Here is a 23491-nt window from a genome sequence, read left to right on the forward strand (position 1 = left end):
AGTGGAGAAGATGTGCCAGACCCTTGAGGTGTCTCGGAGTGGTTATTACAAGTGGTTACAGGGAAAAGCCTTAATGAACAGCTACCAGAAGCGTAGAGCTGCCCTATTAGCCCGAATTACATTTATCTTTCACGACCATTTTGGCAGGTATGGAAGTCCTAAAATTACAGACACTCTACAGCGTGAAGGCTGGACGGTATCAGACCGTTTAGTAGGAAAACTGATGAAAGCTGCAGGGCTTCGTTCTTGTGTATCCAGGAAGTTTCGCGTTCAAACAACCGATTCCAATCACCATTCTCCAATTGCGCCAAACTTGCTGAACCAGAAGTTCCAAACAACGGCGCCTAACAAAATTTGGGTTACAGACATTACGTATATTCCGTGTCGTCAAGGCCGGTTGTACTTAGCTAGCGTTTTAGACATCTATACACGTAAAATTGTAGGTTGGAAGCTCGGGAGCCGTATGACGACCGACTTAGTTTTGGCTGCCTTAGATCAAGCATACGAAGCTCAAAAGCCCTCTAAAGGGCTGTTACATCACTCCGATCGTGGCTCGCAATATGCATCAGAGGAGTACAGAGAACGGCTTAAAAAGTACCATATGAGAGCCAGTATGAGTCGAAAAGGCAACTGTTATGATAATGCTTGTATTGAATCTTTCCACAGTGTACTAAAGAAAGAATTTGTTTATTGTACGAGATTTTTAACTAAAGCCCAGGCACAACAGGATATGTTTGAGTACATTGAACTTTTTTACAATCGTAAAAGAATCCACGGTTCTTTAGGTTACCTTTCACCAGTTAAATTTGAAGAAAATTACTACAAAAAAGTAATTTAGTTCTCTTAACAGGTGTCAACTTTCTTGACAGAGGTCCAGTTTTCCATCTATTAGATTATCGTGGGCTAAATACACCTGCTCGCAGCAGCATAATTAGCAGCATCTACACCAAAAGCACCCGTAATGGGTGCTTTTGGTGTTGTGTGTTTGTTAAAGGTTATCTTGTTCCCAACCACACCATTCTACGATGGTCAAAGCGACAATCTCAGCTACCTCAAACACGCGTTCCAACTCGATGTGCTCATTCGGATAATGGGCAACCTGTGTGATACCTGGTCCGAAAACGATACATGGCGTATCACCAATCTGGGTGAGTAACCCGCCGTCCGTCCCCCAGGGAGATGCTTCAAGCACCGGTTCTTCATTCTTAACCGCGCGGTATTGCGCCATAAGCACTTGCATAAAAGCATGTGCGGGATCGACGTTGCCTGGTACCCATTGCGCTCCGAACCATTCTATACTCGGTGGATGAGTTTCGAACCAAGGGTCTTTCTCACCCAGCCTCGCTATCCATTGATGCATTTCCTCTTTGGCGCTATCTAGCGTCTCCGCAGGCGCGACACCCATTCGCCCTTCGAGTGAAACCAGATCAGCAACGGACGATGGCCAATTGCCTCCTTGAATAACGCCGATGTTAATTGGGATCGGAATCGGATTATTGGCATACAACGGATCTGAGATCCGTGCGTTTCGTTCCACCTCAAGCTCCCTAATATGCTGGATAACAATCAAACTTTTCTCAATAGCACTAACGCCTTCATAGCGTGTTCCCCCATGGGCTGAACGCCCCTCCACCGCAATTCGGAACCACATGGAGCCCTGCTGCTTGGGAAAAATCCGCATATTGGTAGGCTCGGGAATGAGCGCCGCATCAGCCTTATACCCTTTTACAATGGCAGCCAAAGTCCCCGATCCTCCGCTCTCTTCTTCAATGACACTCTCGAAAATCACATCGCCTTTTAACTTGATCCCCAGACTCTGAATAGCCTCGATCGCGATAAGCAGAGCAACGTTTCCGCCTTTCATATCCGTTGCCCCACGACCGTATAGCTTCCCATCCATCACATGACCGCTATACGGATCATCATCCCATTGTTCTCGATTTCCCTCAGGCACGACATCCATGTGACCATTGAGCAAGAGCGAACGCCCTCCACCAACACCTCTCAAAACACCAACCACATTCGGACTCCCTGTAAACTGATGTCTTGGTGAACAAAAATAAGGATGTGTTGCCAAAACTTCACCATCTGGTTCCCATAGATCAACTTCGAGCGCTAGCTCCAGCAATTTATCGGCGATGAGGAATTGAGCCTTCTGTTCGTTCCCTTGTGTGCTAGGTATTTTCACCAGATTCTGAAGAAAATCTGTGCCCTCTTCTAGATGTAAACGAATCCATTCGTGAATTTGCTTTTGTAACGCTTCATGTTTATTAGGCAAAGGAATCTCCTCCTTCAAGCCTTTCTCTGACTTTTATGGAATGTAAACCATGTTATCAGGAATTAGCAAGGCAGCCTCTGTATGGCGAACTACCTCATCTACTGTATAGGGCAGCATGACTTCTTTTAAAATCAAACCTTGCCCCGAAACCTCCATGACCGCCATTTCTGTAATAATCAACTTCACACAAGCTACCGCCGTTAGGGGTAAATCGCATTGTTTTTTAACCTTTGACTCTCCATTTCGGTTAACATGGTTCATTAGAACGATGACTTTCTTGGCTTTTTGCGCAAGCTCCATCGCCCCGCCGATACCCGCCACCCTTTTCCCAGGTACAATCCAATTCGCGAGATCCCCTCGCTCACTCACCTCTAAGGCCCCAAGGATCGTCAGATCTATACAACCTCTTCGTATCATGGCAAAAGCAATCGCACTATCGCAGTAAGAAGCCCCCCGATTTATCGTGATGGGGTATCCGCCTGCGTTACATAGGAAAGCATCTTCTTTCCCTGGAACTGGTGCTCCACCAGCGCTCAATATGCCGTTCTCTGCATGAAATACGACATGAATATCTGCGGGAACATAATCAGCAACTTTCGTCGGAATACCGATGCCTAGATTAACGGCCATGCCATTCTTCAATTCTTGTGCAGCCCGCCTTGCTATTCGGTCGCGGGTTTCTTTTCCCATACCCATTCCCAAGTCACCCCTCTGCTTAAAATCACCATATCCACGAAAATACCTGGCGTGACAATACTTTCAGGGTCCAGCTCACCAAGGGGGACGATCTCATCAACTTCGGCGATCGTTATTTTGCCAGCCATAGCGACGAGCGGGTTTAGATTTCTACCACTTTTATCGTAAATGAGATTCCCGTAAGGATCTGCTTTCTTGGCATGCACAATAGCTACGTCCGCAGTTAACGCCGGTTCTACCAAATACGTTTGATCATTGATCGATACAGTGTCCTTTCCCAATTCCATGATCGTGCCGACACCGACATCAACTAAAATTCCGCCTAGCCCCACACCGCCGGCACGGATTTTCTCACATAGCGTGCCTTGCGGGTAAAAGACTACCTCCATCGTGCCCTGTTCCATCATTTGACCAGCGTTAGGATTAGAGCCAATATGCGAAGCAATAACTTTCTTTACGCGTCCTGCCGTGACTAAACGTCCAATGCCAATGTGAGGGAAACCCGTATCATTGCCAATGAGGGTAAGATTCTCAACCCCTTTATGAAGGATGCCCTCAACTAGTGTCGGTGGGGTTCCGATACCACCAAATCCGCCGAACATCAACGTACAACCATCCGAAATCGTTTGAAGAGCTTGTTCCAAGCTTCTTACTTTGCCGTCACCTTCGTTCACTCGTGCGCTCTCTCCTGACACCATCATATCTCCTCCGATGCGGATGTGGATGTGGATGCGGATGTGGATGGGGTAATCTCCGCCATGACTTCCCGAATGGATTCAGCCAATATCCCCACGAGTTGGTCGATTTCTTCCTCGGAGATCGTGAGTGGCGGCGCGATAATAATCGCATCCCCCTCTCCGTCGATTGCACCTGCGGCTGGGTAAATAAGCAACCCTTTCTGAAAAGCGTTCTCAATGATTCGAGTTGCAACTTGTAACGTAGGTGGATATGGCCGCTTATCAGTCCGATTTGCGACAAACTCAATGCCCAGCAACAATCCTTTGCCTCTCACATCGCCAATGATCTCAATTCCTTGCGTTAGTTGACGCAGCGAATTCAATAAATAAGCGCCTTTGCTTGCTGCAGCACGGACTAATTGATGCTTTTCGATATACGTTAGAACTGCAAATGATACAGCCGCCGATTGTGGATTAGCGCTGTATGTATGGCCAGACATGATGCTTTTGGTTCCTTGCCGAATAGGCTCCATCACATGGTCTTTGACAAGTGTCGCTGCCATTGGCGTATAGCCAGCACTCATACCTTTGCCTAAAGCCATGAGATCTGGCTCAACTTCGTAGTGCTCCATACCGAACATAGCTCCCGTTCGAGCAATACCTGTCATGACCTCATCAGCGATGAATAAAATGTCATAGAGCTCGCAAATAGCTTTGATCTTCTTGTAATAGCCTTCTGGAGGTACAATCGCTCCCCCCGCAGCGCCAATGATCGGCTCCGCGATGAACGCGGCGATATGTTCAGCTCCGATCCGCTTGATCGCTGTAGCCAAATCGTCTGCGCACGCTAATTGGCACTTCCCTGCGGTTTTACCTAGTGGACAGCGGTAACAATACGGTGGCATTACGACCGGAAAATCTTCTAATAGCGGGATGAATCTCCTTCTCCTCAGCACGTGACCAGACATCGAAAGTGCCCCGAGTGTGATACCGTGATAACTCATTCGCCTTGAGATCACTTTATTTTTACCGGGTCGGCCTTTCTCCTGCCAGTGCTGGATGGCAATCTTCATCGCCGTTTCTGTCGCTTCTGACCCGCTATTGACAAAGAAGGTCCAATAATCGTTGCCAGGGGCTAACTCACATAACTTCTCTGCCAGTTTCTCGGCTGGCTCACTTGTAAACTGTGATCGGTAGACGAAGGACACCTTGTTCGCTTGCTCGATCATCGCATCGATGATTTCTTGCACCCCGTGCCCTAAACCAGCTGTCACGGCTCCCGAACAGCCGTCGATATAGGCTTTTCCCTGCTCATCGTAGAGATAGATGCCCTTCCCATATTGAATCGTGGGATAAAGGTGATCAATAACCGGCTTGATGACATACTCTCGCTTCATAAAGCACCCCCACAGATCTCTTGCATGATAACCACCAGCCATTCACCCGGTATCCCCAGCTCAGGGATTTATTTGAGAAACATGTTCTTTACCCGCGGTGCCTTTAGAAGATCTTCATAACGAAATGCTGTTCCCAGTGGAGAAACATCATGCCAAACTAACATCTCCTCGATTTGCTGAGCCGTAGTCTCTAAGACATAGGTTCGGCAGTTGGCACATTCCAGCGCAGGAATATCAAGTATTTGAACCGCTAGTCTCCCGTCAGGCATAATCCAGTAGCAATCTTTCACACTTTCACGGATATCATCCGTTTCACACCACATGCAGTTCATATGTGTGCAACCTCCCGAATTCAGCCAGAATATTGGAGTCATGGTACTTTTTTAACGCTAAGTGATTATAATGCAATAAAGATGCCAACTTGTTAGCGTAGGTTATAGCGGAATTAGTTGCCTAATGATGTAGGTAAAGCCGCAAAAATTTTGGCAGTTGTTATGATTTTGCAGGAGATGAAAGGTTAAGGGGGATGCTGGATGCCAAGTGATCTGCCAACCTATTCGAATGAAATTGAGAACGGTAACGACTATCGGATGATGTTTTGCCTTGATTTTACGAACAAAAGGTTGCGCGTGGATGACTATTCGGGAGAGATCGATGTCATTTACAGACGAGCGGTCGAAATTGCCAAGACACATGCTTTAACCAAGGTGTTTATCAAATCACATGAAGTGGACTGGCAAACATTTTTGTCGAAGGGATGTATGTTGGAAGGCATTTATAAAGGATATTTTAATGGCAGTGATGCCTACTGCATGGCCATGTATACGGACCTCACGCGTCGGACTAGTGATTATTGGCTGGAAGAAGATCAGATACTTGCGGGGGTGCTTCTCCTTCCCCTTAAGCCTGATCCACCGGCGGTTCCTAGCAGCATGACCATGCGTCTCGCTCGATTGGAGGATGCCGTGCAGCTCTCCCAGTTGTACAGCCACGTCTTCCAAACCTATCCGACACCGATGAATGATGTCCTGTATGTGGAGAAAACGATGCGAGAAGGCACGATCTACTATCTCATCGAATCGTCTGCTGGGCTCATAAGCGCCGCTTCCGCGGAGATTAATATAGTGTACGCGAATGCCGAAATGACAGATTGCGCCACTCTTCCCGCTTATCGCAATCAAGGACTCATGCGTCTGCTCATACATGCCTTGGAAACGGAATTGATTACTCGAAATATTACTTGCTCGTATTCCTTATCTAGAGCTCTTTCATTCGGTATGAATGCTGTTTTCTACCAAATGGGGTATCGCTATTACGGCAGACTTACGAAAAATTGTGATATTTATGATAAATTTGAAGATATGAATTTATGGGCCAAATCGTTGAAGTAATGGGCGAATGAATTCACAGCTTCCAAACAATTATATGCGTTTTCTTCGCATAGAAGACGAAATGCCGAGTTCTTCCCGATACTTGTTAATGGTTCGGCGAGAAATCGAGATCCCTTCTCCTTTCATTAGATCAGCCAAATTTTGATCAGAGTGTGGTTTACTGGCATTCTCGCTACTAATCCACGTCTTGATTCTCGATTTCACGTATTCAGAAGAAGCAGCATCGCCTATGTCCATTTGCAACCCCGAGGGAAAGAAATACTTCAATTCGAAGATGCCCCAAGGGGTTTGCGCATATTTCCCTGCTGTCGCGCGACTTACTGTAGATTCATGAATGCCTAATTTCTCAGCAATCTGCTTTAATGTCATCGGTTTCAGAGAAGCGATACCATGACAGAAGAATTCATTTTGCTCCTCAACAATGGCTTGCGCTACTCGGAATATCGTTCTTCGTCTTTGTTCCAAACACTTCAGAAAGAACTTCGCGGCATGTAATTTACTTGAGAGAAACTTGCTCACTTCCCTATTGTCGCTATCCAATACAGCCATTCGTTCATAAAATCCATTCACCGTTAGACGCGACGAAGCTTCTAAATGAAGCCGCACGGCGAACTGTTCACCGACTCGTTCAATTATGACTTCGGGAATAATATAAGGAACCGTTTCAATATGAAAGGCCGCGCCAGGTCTAGGGTTTAGTCTCTTGATGACATCAATTGCAGCCTGAATCTCTTGTGTAGAGGCTTGCAGTGACGTCGTTAATTTATGAATGCGGTAACCGGCAATATCCTTCAAATGATTCTTAATTAGTACGGTGACTAATGGAGAACAATCCACGACCGATTGAGTTTGCAAAAGTAAACATTCCTTCAAGTCTCTTGCCCCGACACCGCGGGGATCCATACTCTGCAAAATTCTTAACGCACGCTCCACTTGAGCAATCTCGATGCCACACACTTCAGCAATTTCAGGCAAAGATGATCGCAAATAACCATTACGGTCTAGGTTTCCAATCATAAATATGACCGTCTGGCGCATGGATGGCGATATATGTTTGATAAAACCTAACTGCTCCTTTAAATGCCTCTCCAGGGATACCTCGTTCGACGCTAGGTGAAGTAAAGGATCATAGGTAGAGTCCGCATTTCTATTTCCATGAACAAAGGTTGGTCTAAGTTCGTTCGCGCCTCCTTTATTCCCGGCTATTTCCAACACTAGATTATCTGTTACCTCTTCTTGAATCACCTCCATCAACTCCGGGGTTGAGAGCTTAAGGATCGTAATCGCTTTACGTAACTGAGGCGTTATTCGCATTTTGGCAGCTTGCTGTTGGAACATTCCATAGCCTTGGCGCAAGGGTATCACCCCCTTTTCCTTGTTGCTACTATATGTATTCATGAAGATTACTTTTAATCAATCTGTGTATAGGGCTTGAAGGGAGCGGACATACTATTTCATGACGGTGACGCAGTGGTGAGGTGTTGTGTCGCAGACAATTTACACAAGGGAATTTGTTATTGAATCCATATGGGAGCGAGGAGATGTGCCGCATACCACTTCCTGTAGTAGAAGTACTGCAATGATGTGATGAGGTAGGTACCGAGCGAAGTAAGGTTCAAGGCAAGAGCTCCATCAATTATCGCACCGTCAAAGAGGCTGCCCCACAAGTAGATTCGTCTACTGAAGGGCAGCCTTCTTTATTTCCTACCCCTCCCAAACTTTACCACTCTCCCATACGGACTCAAGGTAATCTTGCCGGACGAAATATATAGACAATAACTGAAAGTATGAGGATGATCATCATGAGAATGACTACATATATGTACAAAGGCGCTCAACTCGCGCTATTGAGTATGATGCTTTTCCAAGTAACCCCTGTTCATGCGGAAGAAAATGCGGCACCAACAGTATACTTGGACGGGACCCCGTTGTCCTTTGAAACGCCTCCCGTCATTGAAGACGGTTATAGTCTCGTGCCGATGCGCGCCCTCTTTGAAGCAGAAGGGGCTACAATCTCATGGAATGAGAAAACACGCACGGTAACAGCTGTGAAAGACGATATCACGGTAACCTATGGAATCGGAGATTCATTTGCCTATAAGAACAAAGAAAGGCTGGAGCTGCCCCTACCAGGCAAAATTATAGATGGTTCTACCATGATGCCATTACGTTTTATGAGTGAGGCACTAGGTAATCTTGTAAAATGGCATGACTACTCCCGCTCGATTACAATCTCATCTGTTCATGATAATGAAACTACGATTCTGTATGGCGTCAATTTACGCGACACCCCTGATAAAGATAACGATGCGCACATTGTTCGTATGCTTTCGAAAACCGAAAAAGTCCACGTTATTCGTGAAATCAATCCTGAATGGTTAGAAGTTCAAGCACAAGACGGCACAATCGGTTTCATCTCCTCTGCCGCGATGTACTCGGATTACACGAATACTTCGATCGCTATGAAACAGGCGGATGCGTTAATTACGTTCGGGTCCAAATTCCTCGGAACTCCTTACGAATTCGGGGCTGCTTCAGGTCAAACGAATACCTTCGATTGCTCGTCGTTTGTTCAATACGTTTTTAGTCACGTGTTATCCAAGAATTTGCCTCGTGTCTCCTATGATCAAGCGCTGCAAGGGAAAGAAGTCCAGCTTGACGACCTTCGCAAAGGCGATCTCCTCTTCTTCACAGCACGCGGACTCGATATTGGACATGTAGGCATCTATGCAGGAAATGGTCGAATCCTTCAAACGTACTCCAAAGAACTTGGCGTTCACTTCACAGCATTCGATGAAAAATGGAAGAAGCGCTTCGTTACGGCAAGAAGAGTGTTCTAACGAAGCCTCAGCTAGGGATGCGAACTCGAAGAGATAGCGCCCTTTTGGGGGGCTATTTCCGTTCCCGCGCTGCCGCGGGGGCCCGTAAGGCCCTTTTTGGGCCTTACGTCCGGCGAAGCAGCAGCTTTCGCTGCGAACTTAGGAAATAGCGCCCTTTTGGGGCGCTATTTCCGTTCGCGTGCTGCAACGGCGGCCCGTAAGGCTCTTTTCGGGCCTTACGTCCGGCGAAGCAGCTGCTTTCGCTGCGAACTTAGGAGATAGCGCCTTTTTGGGGCGCTATCTCCGTTCGCGCGCTGCCGCGGGGGCCCGTAAGGCCCTTTTCGGGCCTTAAGTCCGACGAAGCAGCAGCTTTGGGCTGCGAACTTAGGAAATAGCGCCCTTTTGGGGCGCTATTTCCGTTCGCGCGCTGCAGCGGGGGCCCGTAAGGCCCTTTTCGGGCCTTACGTCCGGCGAAGCAGCTGCTTTCGCTGCGAACTTGAGGAGATAGCGCCCTTTTGGGGCGCTATTTCCGTTCGCGCGCTGCCGCGGGGGCTGTTAAGGCCCTTTTCGGGCCTTACGTCCGGCGAAGCAGCAGCTTTCGCTGCGAACTTAGGATATAGCGCCCTTTTGGGGCGCTATTTCCATTCGCGCGCTGCAGCGGGGGCTGTTAAGGCCCTTTTCGGGCCTTACGTCCGGCGACACCGCAGCTTTCGCTGCGAACTTAGGAGATAGCGCCCTTTTCGGGCGCTATTTCCGTTCGCGCGCTGCAGCGGGGGCTGTTAAGGCCCTTTTTGAATTCAAACTTCCTCTAGTTCCGTGATGATATTAGGCAGCTCGTCGTGGAACCCCTGCCAATCTGCGATCATCTCAGCATCTGTCAACAAGCACGCATCCAGGGAAGATACGATGGCATCGCGATCCATCTCAATTCCGATGAAAACAATCTGATTAATCCGATCGCCATAGGTGTCATCCCAATGTGAGCGTGTTTCTCCCTCTTCTTCTAAAATAGCTATTCTTTCCTCTTCAGGTAACGCTGATATCCAATAGCCCGAAGGGCCGAATCGGATAGAAGGTCCAGCTTGACTAAGATTTTGGGCATATGTATTTCGCGTAGCCAACCACATGGTCCCTTTGGACCTGACGATCTCTGCTGGCCAATCTGACATCCAAGACATCAGTCGCGACGGCTCGAAAGGGCGAGCTCTTTCATAAACGAACGAAGAAATGCCGTATTCTTCCGTCTCCGGATTGTGCGATTCATTCTCTAATTCTCGCTGCCAGAGGGGTGAAGCACTGGCTTCTTCGAAATTGAACAACTGCGTATTCAATATTGCAGCAGGTTCTACTTGACCGTGCACAGCTCGAATAAACTTTGCCCTAGGCTGAAGTAGCCGGAGCACACCTTCAAGTTCATTCAACTCCTCGGCCTCCAATCTATCACATTTGTTCAGAATAAGAACATCGCAGAATTCAATCTGATCAATCAGCAGATCAACAACTTCTCGCGTGTCTTGATCTCCAACGGCTTGACTGCGCTCGAGCAGCGTTTCGCCCGAGAAATAATCCGTCCAGAATCGGTACGCATCGACAACGGTCACCATGCAGTCCAATCGACATAACTGAGATAGATCAATACCCTGATCTTCGTCTAGATAGGTAAAAGTTTGTGCAACAGGCAACGGTTCACCAACACCTGTAGATTCGATCAGAATGTAATCATATTTATTCTCCTTAGCGAGTCGTTCAACTTCCTTCAACAAATCATCGCGCAATGTACAGCAGATGCATCCGTTTGACATTTCAATTAAGCTTTCTTCCGTACGAGAGAGTCCATTGCCTTGTCGAATGAGATCCGCATCGATGTTAACATCGCTTAAGTCATTTACAATGACGGCGACTTTCAAACCATTTTGATTATGGAGAATATGATTTAATATAGTTGTTTTACCGGCTCCTAAATAACCGCTCAGGACTGTCACAGGAATTGTCTGCATGGACGATGTCCCCTTTCATTTAATCGTAATTTTTACGTATATATCAGAAAAATAAAAGCAAACTTCGTTTGCAACACCAACTCTGCTCATCCCGCTATTCATCTAACGCTTTCTTCAATGCTTGAAGATTGTTCGTCATGACGCTGATATAATCCAAGTTATTCTTCTTATCCTCAGCGGTTAAACCTTCAAGAGGATTAAGAACATCTGTATGAGCATTGATTTCCTTGGCAATGGTTGTGGCAACCTTAGGATCAACTAACGTTTCAAAAAAGATCGTTTTCACTTGCTTCTCTTTCGCAAACTGAATGATATCCGCCATCTTGTCCGGTGCAGGCTCTTCTTCTGGGGAAAGACCAGCGATTGGGACTTGCGTTAAACCATATTCTTTGGCCAAATAACCAAATGCCGCATGTTGGGTTACGAATTCTTTATGTTTCACAGTTGCAAGCGTATCACGGAACTTTACATCCAGTGCTTTAAGTTTAGCGATATAGGTATCCGCGTTATTCCGATAATCCTCTTTATGTGCGGGATCGACTGCTATCAATCCTTGTGCAATCGCTTCTACTTCATGCTGGGCTAACATCGGCGATAACCAAACGTGAGGATCCAATTCATGACTATGGCCATGTGCATCTTCTTCCTCTTCTTCCCCCTCATCATGCATCCCTTCGATTAGATCAATTCCCTTACTCGCTTCAACGACAACACGCTTCGCATTTGCAGCGCTTTGCAGCGCTTGTTCTGCCCAACCCTCAACGATACCGTTGTATACAAACACATCCGCTTCCTTCACTTTTTTCATATCCTTGGCACTTGGTTCCCAATCATGCGGTTCTGATCCTGCAGGAATTAACGCAATCACATTCGCATGCTCGCCAGCAACTTGCTTCGTGAATTCATACATCGGATAAAAACTTGTGACGACATCGATTTTGCCATCGCTGGAAACGGTGCTGGATGCACATCCTGCCAACAGGATGCTTGATAAGCCTGCAATCATTAGTGATTTGGTAACCTTTAACTTGTTCATTGATACAATTCCTCCTAATTAGTTTGAAAATAAGGTGCGGAAACCTTCTCTTCTACGAGATGGGTATTCGTGGTCTTACGAAATCTTACTACAGCTCTCTGAATAGCTAAGCCTAGGATAAGCAAGAACAGAAGCAGGATCGCAATCGTACCTCCTGGTGGTGTACTGAAAGAATAAGAAGCGGTTAAGCCAGAAAATACTCCCACTACCCCGACTCCCATCGCAATCAGAAGTGCAGCAGTAAAACTACGCGCAATGCGTATAGCTAATGCTGCCGGAAGGACAATGAGAGAAGAAACGAGAAGTACCCCAACGATTGGCATAGCTGCCGAAACGATCATTCCAGTTAAGACACTAAACCCTAGTGAAATCCACTTCACTGGGATGCCATTCGTCCTTGCGGTATCTTCATCGAATGTGATTTGATACAGTTGGCGACGAAATAGAAAGAAAAATAAGCCTCCCATTACTGCAACTATTAGCATGAGCACAAGTTCTGTTTCATTCACAGCCACAACGGACCCGAACAAATACGCAGATAACCCCTTGTTCATACTGGGACTCAAACTCATGATAATTACAGCTGATGAAAGGCCCCCAATCATGATGATTGCGACCGAAATCTCACTAAATGATTTGTACGACCGCCTAACATATTCCACTAGGACTGCACCAAGCGTGGCTACAACAAAGCCGCCTAAGGTCGGATGAATATGGAGAAAAGCGCCCCCAGCCACACCAGCTAAAGATACGTGTGAGAGCATGTCAGCCATTAACGCTTGTCGGCGAAGCATCAGGTACACTCCTAGTAACGAAGCGATGATGGCAATTAGCCCACCGGCACAAAATGCCCGTTGCATGAAGTCGTAGTGCAGCATCTCCATCCTCCTTCCTCCTTTCTTTCTAGGGCAATGACTCTATCTATGTACGGAGAGACTTCTTCCAGATGATGCGTGACCATAACCACCGTTCTTCCCAGCGTTTTCACTTGACCATCCATCAGTTGATAGAATCCCATTCGGCTTGCATCATCCATGCCTGTTGTTGGCTCATCCAGCACAAGAAGATCTGGCTCCTGCGCTAGTGCTCGAGCAATGCAGACCCGTTGCTTCTGGCCACCTGATAGCTCACCAATTCTTCGCTTGCGCATTTCCCACATCCCCATTTGCCTAAGAGCTGTTTCCGTGGCCTCATCATCCACTTTGCGGAGTTTGCTAAACAGTGAAACCTTCGGAAATCTACCTGAACGTACAAATTCCCAAATGGTACTCGGAAAACCGCTATTGAATCCCGCGAGTTGCTGAGAAACATAACCAACTCGCATTTTCTCCCCTGAAGAATTCGTCTGTGATAGGAAAATTTGACCTTTCCAAGGCTCAATCAATCCTAATATCAGTTTAAGTAAGGTTGATTTTGCCGCGCCATTAGGTCCAATAACTGCAACGAATTCACCTGAATGAATATCCATTTGTGCGTCTTGAATACATGGACTATCCGCATACCCGAACTCTACTTGCTGCATCGAAGCAATTAACATTTCTTTCAACTCCTTCTCTATTTATGCGTAAATTTTACGAATACATCATAGAATGAATGGTAGTTAGTTCAATTGTTAGGAACTCGCTTTATCTTCGTTCAAATCACACCGTTTTAATAGTAAAATTTACGTATTACCCCAAGTAATATATCTCGCTTTTAATTCGTTGTCAATAACGTACTTGCCAGAAGAACCATTTTCGCTTATGATTTTAATCGTAATCATTACTTTTAAAAGAAGATGTGTAAGTAAAGGAGTCTCCGTCATGCAAAGCCGATTTGATGTCTCTACTTTCTTCAATCGCATATTTACAATTGACCATTTACAATCTTTCAAAACCATTTTCATTAGCCTTATCCTTGAAGCTTTACCGTTCATTTTACTTGGCGTCCTGCTCTCATCCTTGCTGCAAACCTTCGTACCCGAGTCCATCATTCGTCGCTTCACACCTCGAAACCCTGTTCTCGGTATTCTATTCGCTTGCTTATTAGGCATTCTTTTCCCCATGTGTGAGTGTGGCATGATTCCTATCGTTCGAAGACTCATCCTCAAAGGTATGCCCGTTTACATCGCCATTGTCTTTATTATCGCCGGCCCCATTCTCAATCCTATTGTATTCGCGGCTACGCTGATGGCTTTTCGCAATCAGCCTTCCATCGCTTACTCCAGAATGGGACTTGCCTTCCTTGTGGTCATCATAATTGGGCTAATTTTGTATCGCATAGTAAAGATAAGTCCTTTAAGATTTAGTCCCAATTCTACCCCTGAGAATCCTGTACATAAAGTCCATGACCACCACCTTCACCAAGTGCATGACCATGAACATCACCATCATGATCACAAACATCACCACCACACTAATTCCAGCAAAGTAACGACATTTTTCGTACATAGTTCAAGCGAGTTTTTTGAAATGGGTAAATTTTTAGTCTTTGGCGCATTACTTACCGCACTCATTCAAGTATTCATGCAACGCGAGAGCCTAGTTGCCATTGGGCAAGGCCCCCTCTCTTCTCACCTTTTCATGATGGGTTTGGCATATATTCTTTCCATCTGTTCCACTTCAGACGCTTTCGTAGCTTCCTCTTTCCAAACCTCATTTACATCCGGTTCGTTACTAACATTCCTTGTCTTTGGACCTATGTTGGATTTCAAAAGCACACTCATGTTGCTATCGGTGTTTAAAATCAGATTCGTCTTACTTCTCGCATGTTTAATCTCAGTTACAGTGCTCTTATGCTCACTACTTTGGGAATACATTATCTAAAGATTTCTAGGAGGGATTCGTTTGAATCACACGCGTAAAACCAGCTATCATCATTTTATTCGCACACTCATTTTACTGGGGTTCTCCAGCTATATTGTTGTTCTATCGAAATCAGATTCACTTCAGTTATATATCGCACCGCGTATGATGATTTACGTCCAGATCGCTTCGGTCGTATTGTACATTATCGCTTGTTTTCAAGGATTCCTGGCACTGCGTGCCTATTGGGGGAAGCCAGTAGACTGTGATTGTCATCAACCAGCTCCGCGATTAACTCTCCGAACAATATTGGCCTATGGGCTGCTCGTTCTGCCATTGATGATCGGCTTTCTTTTACCAGACACCGCTCTAAATAGCACCATGGTCGCGGCCAAAGGGATGAATCTTTCCCCAGCCCCAACGAATATGACGACTCCCCGTGCAGAATCATATAATTTGCCTAGTTTCCCTAAACCAGCCACTAGCTCTCAAACCATGCGGGCAAGTCAGGAAGAAGCTGCTCCTACGGTTCAATCCCAGTCTGAAATCGAACAACTCTTTCAGTCGCCAGACGAGTGGAACGAAGACTTTGCCAAAATGGGTATCATCCTTTATCAAAAGGAACGAATTCTTGTACAACCCGAGATCTACATGGAGATCTTGTCGACGATTGATCTTTTCCAAGATAACTTTATAGGTAAGGAAATCGAATTAACAGGATTTGTGTATCGTGAAGAGGATAAAATGAGGGCAGATCAAATCGTAGTTGGCCGTTTCGCGGTAAGTTGCTGCTCTGCGGATGCTTCACCTTACGGGGTCTTAGTGGAATTCCCAACAGCGCTTAATTATCCGCAAGATATGTGGGTGAAAGTTACGGGAACCATTCAGCATGGTCATTATAATGGCAACGACATTTTCAAAATAAAAGCTGCTAAAATTGAGAAAATCGAAGCCCCAAATTCGCCGTATGTCTATCCTAATTTCGAACCACTGACCGTATTAAAGTAGTTGAACCAAAAATGAACTGCTCAAAGTTAATCTTTGAACAGCTCATCCAGAATCATTTGTCTATGGTCAAGAAATCGTTTGGTGATCATATAGTGAAGGGTTTCCTCATATTGAATGTCACTGATCGGTTGCTCATCGAAATTAAGAATGTGCGCATCTGGATAACCAAGCAATATGGGCGAATGCGTAGCAATAATGAACTGAGCATCCTTCTCCAAGTCTTTGATAACTCGCAATAAGGCCAATTGTCTTGCAGGCGATAAAGCTGCTTCTGGTTCATCTAATAGATAAATCGCCTTTTTCCCAAAGCGATGCTTGAACAAGGAGAGAAAAGCTTCACCATGCGATTGTTCGTGTAAGGAGCGGCCACCGTAATAGGGTAAACTTTCGGGCATCGTATCCAAATAGCTCGCAAAGTTATAAAAGGTTTCTGCTCTAAGAAAGAATCCATTCGTAATCTTCGGCATCCAAGACAACCGCAAGTGTTCCCCCAACGTGGAGTGAGAAGCGTCGACGTCATACACATTGTTTCTCCCACCACTCGCCGTATGAAATCCGCATTGGTATGCGATGGCTTCAAGTATCGTTGATTTGCCTGAACCATTCTCTCCAACGAAAAATGTCACATTCTTCTCAAATGAAATCGAAGTTAACGATTGGATGGCTGGTATCGAAAATGGATACTTATCAGGATCGAAATGTTCATTCTTCTGAACTTCAAGTCTTCTCAAATACACGTTACTTCAACTCCCTTAGAAATGTCCAAGTATACTTCTATTCTAAGGGTTTCATACGGGAAGTAAAGTTTCACGAAAACCGGGAGATTTCGGACTAAGAATACAAGCAAATAAGCTAAGCTGCATCAAAGCAGCTTAGCCTCCTTAACCCTTCATCGCCTCAAAGTTTGATAATCTTCGTAGCCACATTATCGCAAAATTCCTTATCATGCTCTACAAATAGAAGTGTTGGAGCATACTCCAGCAATAACTCTTCGATCTGCATACGCGAAATGACATCAATAAAATTAAGCGGCTCATCCCAAATGTGCAGATGGACTTTCTCGCTCAGACTTTTCGCAATCAGCACTTTCTTCTTCTGCCCGCCGCTGAATGAAGAAATATCCTTTTCAAACTGTACCCGAGCAAAGTCCAACTTTCGTAATATCGCTTTAAACAGACTCTCATCAATGCCATTCTTTTTCGCGTAGTCTGTTAAATTTCCATGCAAGTGCGAGGTATCCTGGGAGACGTAAGATATTTGAAGTTGGCTCCCTTTTCGGTAAGTCCCTGTATAGTCAATGTGCTCTCCACAGAGCAACTTAATCACACTGGATTTACCTGAGCCATTTTTACCAGTTAAAGCGATCCGCTCACCTTGTTCAATTGTAAAACTAACATCTCGGCAGACTATTTTCTCACCATAATGGATTGAGACGTGTTCCAGAGCAGCAAGTTGGCTCTTGTGGTAAGCCAGTTGTGTAATCTTGAGGTCTTCAGCACTTTCAATGTTTTTGAGAAGCTTAGACCTTTCATCGATAGCCGATTCTTGTCTTTGCTCAATGGATTTGGAGCGTTTCATCATTTTCGCAGCCTTGTGACCTATATACCCCTTATCTACCTTAGAACCCGAATTTCTAGTTCCATTCTTCGTCTTCTCAACTTCATGGGACCAATTACTCGTTCGTTTAGCCGCATCGGATAAGCGTTTGATATCCTTCCTCAACTTCTCATTTTCCGCGAGCTCATAATGATCTTGCCTCTGTTTATTTTCCCACCAATCGGAGAAATTACCCTTTTGAATTTCAATATTCGTCAGATTGATGGATAGGATATGGTCTACGCAATTATCTAGAAAAGCTCTGTCGTGAGACACTAGAATGAAACCATTCTTCGTGTTGAGATAATCACTAACCAGCTTTCTAGCTTCCATGTCAAGATGATTGGTGGGTTCATCAATTAACAAGAAGCTGTTCTCCTTTAGAAATAAAGCAGCCAACAACACTTTCGTTTGCTCACCATTTGACAATGACTCGAATGGTCGATACAGAACGTCCTCCGACACCTTTAGGAGGGAGAGCTCTCTCATAAGTTCCCAATGTTGATACTCAGGCAAAATAGAATTGATGATATCAAGTGTCTGATCTTGCTTGTTGTTAACTTGGAAAGGGAAATATTCAAAGCTGACATTCGCAGAAATATGTCCGCTGTATTCATATTTACCAAGTAATAAACCAAGAAACGTAGTCTTCCCTCTTCCATTTCTTCCTGTAAAACCTAATTTCCAATCCGTATCGATTTGGAAATTGACGTCTTCAAAAATGTTATCGTAGCTGCCATCGTAGGCAAACGTTAAGTTTGAAACATTGATTAATGACATGTTGAAATCCTCCTGTACCCTGCGTCATGCATGAGTTCATCATAGCATATTAGGATTTGCCAATTCGAAGGAAAGGATAACTATAGCTAATTTCCCCTGCCCTTTTCACCTATAGATTCTTATATACTGTTGTTTACATTCAGTTTAAATACGTACGATACAATCACGTCATCAAATGTTATTTAGGAGGAATTACTTTGGATTCTTTGCAAAGAAAGGGATTAGCGCAAGAAGGCAACTGGGCAGTTGAAGCGCAAGGACTTGTCAAAACTTTCGGAGAAAATCGCGCGGTAGATGGCGTGAACTTGAAAGTGAAAGCAGGAACCATTTACGGTGTTCTTGGCCCGAACGGGGCTGGGAAAACAACGACCATCAATATGTTGGCTACGCTCCTTCGACCTGATGCAGGGTCTGCCAAAATCTTTGGCTACGACGTTGTGAAAGAGTCGCAAATTGTCCGGCAACTCATCGGGGTAACCGGGCAATACGCCTCCGTTGATGAATCCTTAAGCGCAACAGAGAACTTAATGATTTTCTCCCGTCTCCTTGGGTTAAGCCGCAAAGAAGCTCATCAAAAGTCAGACGAATTACTTGAAGAATTCGGATTAACAGAGGCAGCTAAGCGACCGTTGAAGAATTTCTCAGGTGGTATGAGACGCCGACTGGATCTCGCCGCGAGTCTTATTGCGCAGCCGCCTCTAATCTTCTTAGACGAACCGACGACAGGGTTAGACCCTCGTACGCGTTCTCAAATGTGGGATACGATTCGACGACTAGTTGATACAGGATCAACGATATTGCTCACAACGCAATATCTGGAAGAAGCGGACCAACTTGCTGACCGAATCGCAGTCATCGACCGTGGGCGCGTCGTTGCCGAAGGAACAGTGGATGAACTTAAAGCATCTGTGGGCACCTCTTCTTTGCAGCTTAGCGTCCAAAATCCATCAGATATTGATCAAGCTCGCAGAACTGTTGAGCAAGTACTCAAGGTGAGTGCTACCGTTGTCGCTGGCAAAATATCTGCCCCGATGGCGAATGCTGATCGTGTAACGGACCTGCTGATCTCCCTCCGCGAATCAGGTATTCACTTGGCTGAGATGAGTGTACAGAAGCCAACCTTAGATGAAGTATTCTTAACCATTACAGGTCATGGCGTTCAAGAGCACGATGCTGACACCTCAACTGGAACAAGAACCAAACAGGAGGCACGAGTATGAGTACATCCATTAAACCCGTTTCCGAACGTCATTTGAAAAATCACACAAGCTTGCGTCAATCCATTCGCAATTCACTGACAATGGCCTTTCGTGGACTACTGAAAATTCGTCGCACACCTGAGCAATTATTCGATGTGACGCTTCAACCCATCATCTTTACGCTGATGTTTACTTACATTTTCGGCGGTGCCATCTCAGGTGATGTCGTGAGTTATTTGCCTGTCATTATTCCAGGTATTCTTGTTCAAACCGTAATCACAACTTCCATCGTGACCGGCGTCCAGCTCCGAGAGGATATGGATAAAGGCGTCTTTGACCGGTTCAAATCACTACCTATTGCACGTATTGCACCGCTTGCAGGCGCCTTGTTGGCCGATACAATCCGCTATACCATCGCAACCGTACTTACCTTCTCCATGGGATTCATCATGGGTTACCGACCTGAAGGCGGTTTGGCAAATGTGGCTATTGCTGCTCTGCTAGTCATTTTCTGCTCATGGGCTATCAGTTGGATATTCGCTTTCTTCGGGGTCATTGCACGCACTGCTTCCAGTGTTCAGGGGATTTCAATGCTTGTCCTGTTTCCACTAACGTTCCTATCTAATGCATTCGTTCCGGTTGACACGATGCCTAACTGGCTGCAATGGTTTGTGAAAATCAACCCCATCTCACACCTTGTTTCCGCCGTTCGTGAACTTGCTAATCAAGGTACGGTAGGATGGGATCTTACGATTTCGCTCTTTGGGGCGATCGTCATTGTAGCTATATTTGCACCTATTACCGTTATTGCTTATATGCGCCGCACGTAACAACAGAATGAGGCTGATCTCAAGTAGGGCAACTACTAAGATCAGCCTTTATACGTACCTATGACATTCCGGAATCATTGAACACGAATCATAACTTTCCCAATATGCTGCCCTTCTCCGAAATAATGTAATGCTTCAGCAACTTGATTTAATGGATACTGGCGATCAATGACAGGTACTAGTTTGTTAGCTTCCCATAGTGTCATCAATTCCTCTTGATCTGCATGATTAGGTTTGTGCATTAAGAGCCCCAACTTCTTCTTACTGAACAAGGAGATCAATGAGCCTAGAAGCATGACTTGAAAAATTCGGGGCATAGTCCCTCCCACCATGACATAATGACCATTCGGACTTAAAGCACGTTTGTAGTCGAATATCGAGCGATTCCCTACGACATCAAGAATGAAGTCATACTTTTGCCCATTAGCGGTGTAATCACTCTTCGTATAATCCATAACATAGTCCGCACCTAGGGATTGCAGTTTCGGCAACTTCGATGCACGGTCCACTGCAGTCACTTCTGCGCCAACTAACTTGGCTAATTGAATCGCAAAAGTTCCCACACCGCCGCCTGCGCCGTTGATTAATACTTTATTGCCCACTTGTATAAGTCCTCTTGTACGGAGACCTTGCAAGGCAAGAACTGCTGCTTGGGGAATAGCCGCGGCATCCTCATAGGAGATATGAGCTGGTTTCAGCGTTAAGGCCTCCTCGGATGCACACACATACTCTGCAAATCCGCCCCAACTGCTCCCTGAAATATCACCGAATACGTCATCACCTGGAACAAACTTCTTGACTGCTTTCCCTACCGCTTCAACTCGCCCTGATATATCTGCTCCGAGAATCGCGAATCTTGGCTTGCGGAAGGCGCAAATGCGCACTAAGAACGGAGTGCCTCGCAATAAATCCCAATCCCATGAATTAAGGGATGCTGCGTGAACTTTTATCAATACTTCATGATCTTTAGGTTGAGGTTTTTCTACTTCTGTATACGTAAGTTCATTTGGACTCCCATATTTCGTATAGATAACGGCTTTCACAATTAGATCTCCTCCCCATTCGGAATTTATTTACATTTTTCACCAAATTTAATGTTACAAAAAATCAAACGTTTCATGTTTCCATTTATTACACGGGTCAATTGTGCACTTTTTGGGTTGGATTTATGGTTTAATTAAATAGTGAAAGTAATTTGGGATGAAAAGGAGCGAAACAAAGTGGAAATTAAATCGTTTTTACTACCTAAAGATAAAGTCTCTTACCTGACGACATCTGCTACCATGAAAGAAGCCATAGAACGTCTGGAAGCCTGTCATTATACAGCGATTCCAATTATCGATGAGGAAGGGAAATATGTAGGCACTTTATCCGAAGGAGATTTATTATGGAAACTGAAGTGCACGCCCGGCCTGTCCTTCGTTAACATGGATGAAGTCTCTGTAACCAACATTCGAAAACGAATTTACAACGAGTGCGTTGCCATCGATGCACATATGGAAGATATGTTAGCACTAGCTGCTGACCAGAACTTTGTTCCCGTTGTAGATCAAGATCGCGTTTTCCTAGGTATCATTCGACGCAAGGACATTATTGAATATTATACTAGAAATATTACGGATTAATCGGGTTTAGTTCCATCATCAAGCAGAGAATATGAGAAGGGTTCTACCTTTCCTATCCTCTGCTTTTTCTTTTCCCCCAAGGTTTAAACACCGACAAGAGGTACATCGCGATTAAAGATAGTAATTGCAAGCCAATTCCAATAAACAACCATAGCATGTTGGAAACGTATGCACCTTGATTCGCACTCTCTGCCCCTACATCCGTCATAAATGAAATAGCCTTTAATGTCCAAATGTACATGCCGAAAGGTCCAATAATGACCGCGACTACGGTAAGCACCTCTTTGGCGATAATCCAATTGTATTTCACCAAACCCCAGTGTGTCCCCAGCGATAATAGTACGCCTGTCACAATCGTCCCGATCACTGATGCTCGTAAGGAGGTTCCAGCTAACACATGCATCGCCTTGTAACAAGAGAGGATTAACCCCGAATCACTGCTGCTCGCAACTGTAATACTCAATATAAGAAACGTCACACAAGTGCCTAACATAATCGCGGCAAATAAAATATGTAAGCTCAACAACCATTTCTTCTTCGTCATAGAAAAGGTTTTCAATGTGTTAGAATCTCCTCTGCTATCTTCTTACGACTAAGATAATCAATGGAAGTTAACTCCTTATTAAGCAAATCTTAAATATTTATAAACCGATTCGCGTATTTATAACTTATTGTTCGATGTCAAGGTTTAAGTTCGAATCATATAGCTTATTTTCTTGAAGAAACGATTTCAAATGAAAATGAGCATGGTTGGAAAGTAAATATTGGACGTACTAATAAAAATTACGATTTCCGTGACGGTTCCAGTTATGGATGACATCCATTCCTTGGCTTGAATTTGTAAGTCGATCGTGTTCGAAATTTCTTTCGTTATTTCACCTTTTTCAATATCAAAGACTTCGGCATCATCCAGTGCTGCAAACGTTTGAGCTATATGAAGGTTGCAAACAAGCACGATGATGACTAGAAGACATATTAACCTTCGTGAAACCCTCATTAACCTCCATTCGAGGTAATATGACTAACATCTGTGTCATTCTCCCCTACGGTTTTTAAATTTATAAGTTCCTTCAGCTACAACTGAAATTAGACTGCTTCCTGCAAACTAACTGGATTTTCTCCATCTATTTGTAACGGATTTCTTGAATTTTATAGAATAAATGGATTTCCTGTAGTTAATTTCCTTTAATTTACACAACCAATCAGTTTCCATGCAAATTAAATGTACTTTTTCCATCTAAAAGCAAAATTGCGCAAAAATCGAGCACATTGTAGAGTGAAAGGCTGGGTTTACCAGCCTCTCCTCATCAAACCGTGCGTGAGGTTTTCCCTCACACGGCTTTCCGACGTTCTTCACCTTGGATATTACGGTAATTTCC

Annotated in this window: 23 protein-coding genes; 8 read left to right on the forward strand and 15 right to left on the reverse strand. The window is 44.9% G+C overall.

Annotated features, from left to right (window positions below; genetic code table 11):
* Nucleotides 1–838 (forward strand): IS3 family transposase (locus tag AC58PV_RS34780; protein ID WP_497437598.1); only part of this gene is annotated, 838 nt, incomplete at its 5' end.
* 150 nt (nucleotides 839–988) lie between these two features.
* Here the strand turns inward: AC58PV_RS34780 and AC58PV_RS34785 are convergent.
* The 5 genes from AC58PV_RS34785 to AC58PV_RS34805 all read right to left on the reverse strand — a co-directional run bounded on the left by AC58PV_RS34785 (nucleotide 989) and on the right by AC58PV_RS34805 (nucleotide 5380).
* A complete protein-coding gene (locus AC58PV_RS34785; RefSeq protein WP_497437599.1) occupies nucleotides 989–2278 on the reverse strand; it encodes a peptidase in 1290 nt (429 codons plus the stop codon).
* 33 nt (nucleotides 2279–2311) lie between these two features.
* Nucleotides 2312–2974: a 3-oxoacid CoA-transferase subunit B gene (locus tag AC58PV_RS34790; RefSeq protein WP_497437601.1), complete on the reverse strand. Its 663-nt coding sequence runs from the start codon at nucleotides 2972–2974 to the stop codon at nucleotides 2312–2314.
* Nucleotides 2941–3675: a CoA transferase subunit A gene (locus tag AC58PV_RS34795; protein WP_497437602.1), complete on the reverse strand. Its 735-nt coding sequence runs from the start codon at nucleotides 3673–3675 to the stop codon at nucleotides 2941–2943. Before AC58PV_RS34795 ends, AC58PV_RS34790 begins: the two co-directional genes overlap by 34 nt.
* Nucleotides 3672–5048 (reverse strand): aspartate aminotransferase family protein, encoded by a 1377-nt coding sequence (locus tag AC58PV_RS34800; protein ID WP_497437604.1) that lies wholly within the window; start codon nucleotides 5046–5048, stop codon nucleotides 3672–3674. Before AC58PV_RS34800 ends, AC58PV_RS34795 begins: the two co-directional genes overlap by 4 nt.
* Nucleotides 5049–5116: 68 nt before the next feature.
* Nucleotides 5117–5380, reverse strand: coding sequence for a YokU family protein (locus AC58PV_RS34805; RefSeq protein WP_497437605.1), 264 nt, complete (start codon nucleotides 5378–5380; stop codon nucleotides 5117–5119).
* A 201-nt stretch (nucleotides 5381–5581) separates the two neighbouring features.
* On the opposite strand from AC58PV_RS34805, the gene ablB reads away from it, so the two are divergent.
* Entirely contained in the window at nucleotides 5582–6439 is an 858-nt protein-coding gene (gene ablB, locus AC58PV_RS34810) for a putative beta-lysine N-acetyltransferase (protein WP_497437606.1), read from the forward strand.
* 30 nt (nucleotides 6440–6469) lie between these two features.
* Here the strand turns inward: ablB and rpoN are convergent, their stop codons facing one another.
* A complete protein-coding gene (gene rpoN / locus AC58PV_RS34815) occupies nucleotides 6470–7795 on the reverse strand; it encodes an RNA polymerase factor sigma-54 (protein ID WP_497437607.1) in 1326 nt (441 codons plus the stop codon).
* 446 nt (nucleotides 7796–8241) lie between these two features.
* On the opposite strand from rpoN, the gene AC58PV_RS34820 reads away from it, so the two are divergent.
* Nucleotides 8242–9279 carry a stalk domain-containing protein gene (locus tag AC58PV_RS34820; RefSeq protein WP_497437608.1) on the forward strand — a complete coding sequence of 346 codons (1038 nt, stop codon included), beginning with the start codon at nucleotides 8242–8244 and terminating at the stop codon, nucleotides 9277–9279.
* Between the two features lie 776 nt (nucleotides 9280–10055).
* Here AC58PV_RS34820 and AC58PV_RS34825 read toward each other — a convergent pair.
* The 4 genes from AC58PV_RS34825 to AC58PV_RS34840 form a co-directional block, all read right to left on the reverse strand.
* Entirely contained in the window at nucleotides 10056–11255 is a 1200-nt protein-coding gene (locus AC58PV_RS34825) for a GTP-binding protein (protein ID WP_497437610.1), read from the reverse strand.
* A gap of 94 nt (nucleotides 11256–11349) precedes the next feature.
* On the reverse strand, nucleotides 11350–12291 hold the full coding sequence (locus AC58PV_RS34830; RefSeq protein ID WP_497437611.1) for a metal ABC transporter substrate-binding protein: 942 nt from the start codon (nucleotides 12289–12291) through the stop codon (nucleotides 11350–11352).
* Between the two features lie 14 nt (nucleotides 12292–12305).
* Nucleotides 12306–13175 carry a metal ABC transporter permease gene (locus tag AC58PV_RS34835; protein ID WP_497437612.1) on the reverse strand — a complete coding sequence of 290 codons (870 nt, stop codon included), beginning with the start codon at nucleotides 13173–13175 and terminating at the stop codon, nucleotides 12306–12308.
* Nucleotides 13121–13828 (reverse strand): metal ABC transporter ATP-binding protein, encoded by a 708-nt coding sequence (locus AC58PV_RS34840; protein WP_497437614.1) that lies wholly within the window; start codon nucleotides 13826–13828, stop codon nucleotides 13121–13123. The genes AC58PV_RS34835 and AC58PV_RS34840 overlap by 55 nt, the downstream gene beginning before the upstream one ends.
* Before the next feature lie 265 nt (nucleotides 13829–14093).
* Between AC58PV_RS34840 and AC58PV_RS34845 the strand changes: the two genes are divergently transcribed.
* Together AC58PV_RS34845 and AC58PV_RS34850 are read left to right on the forward strand one after the other, a co-directional pair.
* Complete coding sequence (locus tag AC58PV_RS34845; RefSeq protein WP_497437615.1) at nucleotides 14094–15095, forward strand: permease; 1002 nt, start codon at nucleotides 14094–14096, stop codon at nucleotides 15093–15095.
* Between the two features lie 21 nt (nucleotides 15096–15116).
* Nucleotides 15117–16082, forward strand: coding sequence for a TIGR03943 family putative permease subunit (locus tag AC58PV_RS34850; RefSeq protein WP_497437616.1), 966 nt, complete (start codon nucleotides 15117–15119; stop codon nucleotides 16080–16082).
* A 26-nt stretch (nucleotides 16083–16108) separates the two neighbouring features.
* Here the strand turns inward: AC58PV_RS34850 and AC58PV_RS34855 are convergent, their stop codons facing one another.
* Nucleotides 16109–16819, reverse strand: a complete 711-nt coding sequence (locus tag AC58PV_RS34855; RefSeq protein WP_497437617.1) for an AAA family ATPase — start codon at nucleotides 16817–16819, stop codon at nucleotides 16109–16111.
* Nucleotides 16820–16979: 160 nt separating this feature from the next.
* Nucleotides 16980–18458 carry an Lsa family ABC-F type ribosomal protection protein gene (locus tag AC58PV_RS34860; RefSeq protein ID WP_497437618.1) on the reverse strand — a complete coding sequence of 493 codons (1479 nt, stop codon included), beginning with the start codon at nucleotides 18456–18458 and terminating at the stop codon, nucleotides 16980–16982.
* Nucleotides 18459–18655: 197 nt separating this feature from the next.
* Between AC58PV_RS34860 and AC58PV_RS34865 the strand changes: the two genes are divergently transcribed.
* Both AC58PV_RS34865 and AC58PV_RS34870 read left to right on the forward strand, forming a co-directional pair.
* Nucleotides 18656–19678: an ATP-binding cassette domain-containing protein gene (locus AC58PV_RS34865; RefSeq protein ID WP_497437619.1), complete on the forward strand. Its 1023-nt coding sequence runs from the start codon at nucleotides 18656–18658 to the stop codon at nucleotides 19676–19678.
* Complete coding sequence (locus tag AC58PV_RS34870; RefSeq protein ID WP_497437621.1) at nucleotides 19675–20487, forward strand: ABC transporter permease; 813 nt, start codon at nucleotides 19675–19677, stop codon at nucleotides 20485–20487. Before AC58PV_RS34865 ends, AC58PV_RS34870 begins: the two co-directional genes overlap by 4 nt.
* A gap of 74 nt (nucleotides 20488–20561) precedes the next feature.
* Here AC58PV_RS34870 and AC58PV_RS34875 read toward each other — a convergent pair whose 3' ends face one another.
* Nucleotides 20562–21530: an NAD(P)-dependent alcohol dehydrogenase gene (locus AC58PV_RS34875; protein ID WP_497437622.1), complete on the reverse strand. Its 969-nt coding sequence runs from the start codon at nucleotides 21528–21530 to the stop codon at nucleotides 20562–20564.
* Nucleotides 21531–21707: 177 nt separating this feature from the next.
* On the opposite strand from AC58PV_RS34875, the gene AC58PV_RS34880 reads away from it, so the two are divergent.
* The gene (locus AC58PV_RS34880) at nucleotides 21708–22112 is read left to right on the forward strand and encodes a CBS domain-containing protein (protein WP_497437623.1); all 405 of its coding nucleotides are present in this window, start codon (nucleotides 21708–21710) and stop codon (nucleotides 22110–22112) included.
* A gap of 52 nt (nucleotides 22113–22164) precedes the next feature.
* On the opposite strand, the gene AC58PV_RS34885 is transcribed toward AC58PV_RS34880, so the two are convergent.
* Nucleotides 22165–22671, reverse strand: coding sequence for a hypothetical protein (locus tag AC58PV_RS34885; protein ID WP_497437624.1), 507 nt, complete (start codon nucleotides 22669–22671; stop codon nucleotides 22165–22167).
* A 171-nt stretch (nucleotides 22672–22842) separates the two neighbouring features.
* Nucleotides 22843–23109: a hypothetical protein gene (locus AC58PV_RS34890; RefSeq protein ID WP_497437626.1), complete on the reverse strand. Its 267-nt coding sequence runs from the start codon at nucleotides 23107–23109 to the stop codon at nucleotides 22843–22845.
* Between the last annotated feature and the right edge of the window lie 382 nt (nucleotides 23110–23491).

The sequence above is a fragment of the Paenibacillus sp. J22FR83 genome (assembly GCF_059691955.1).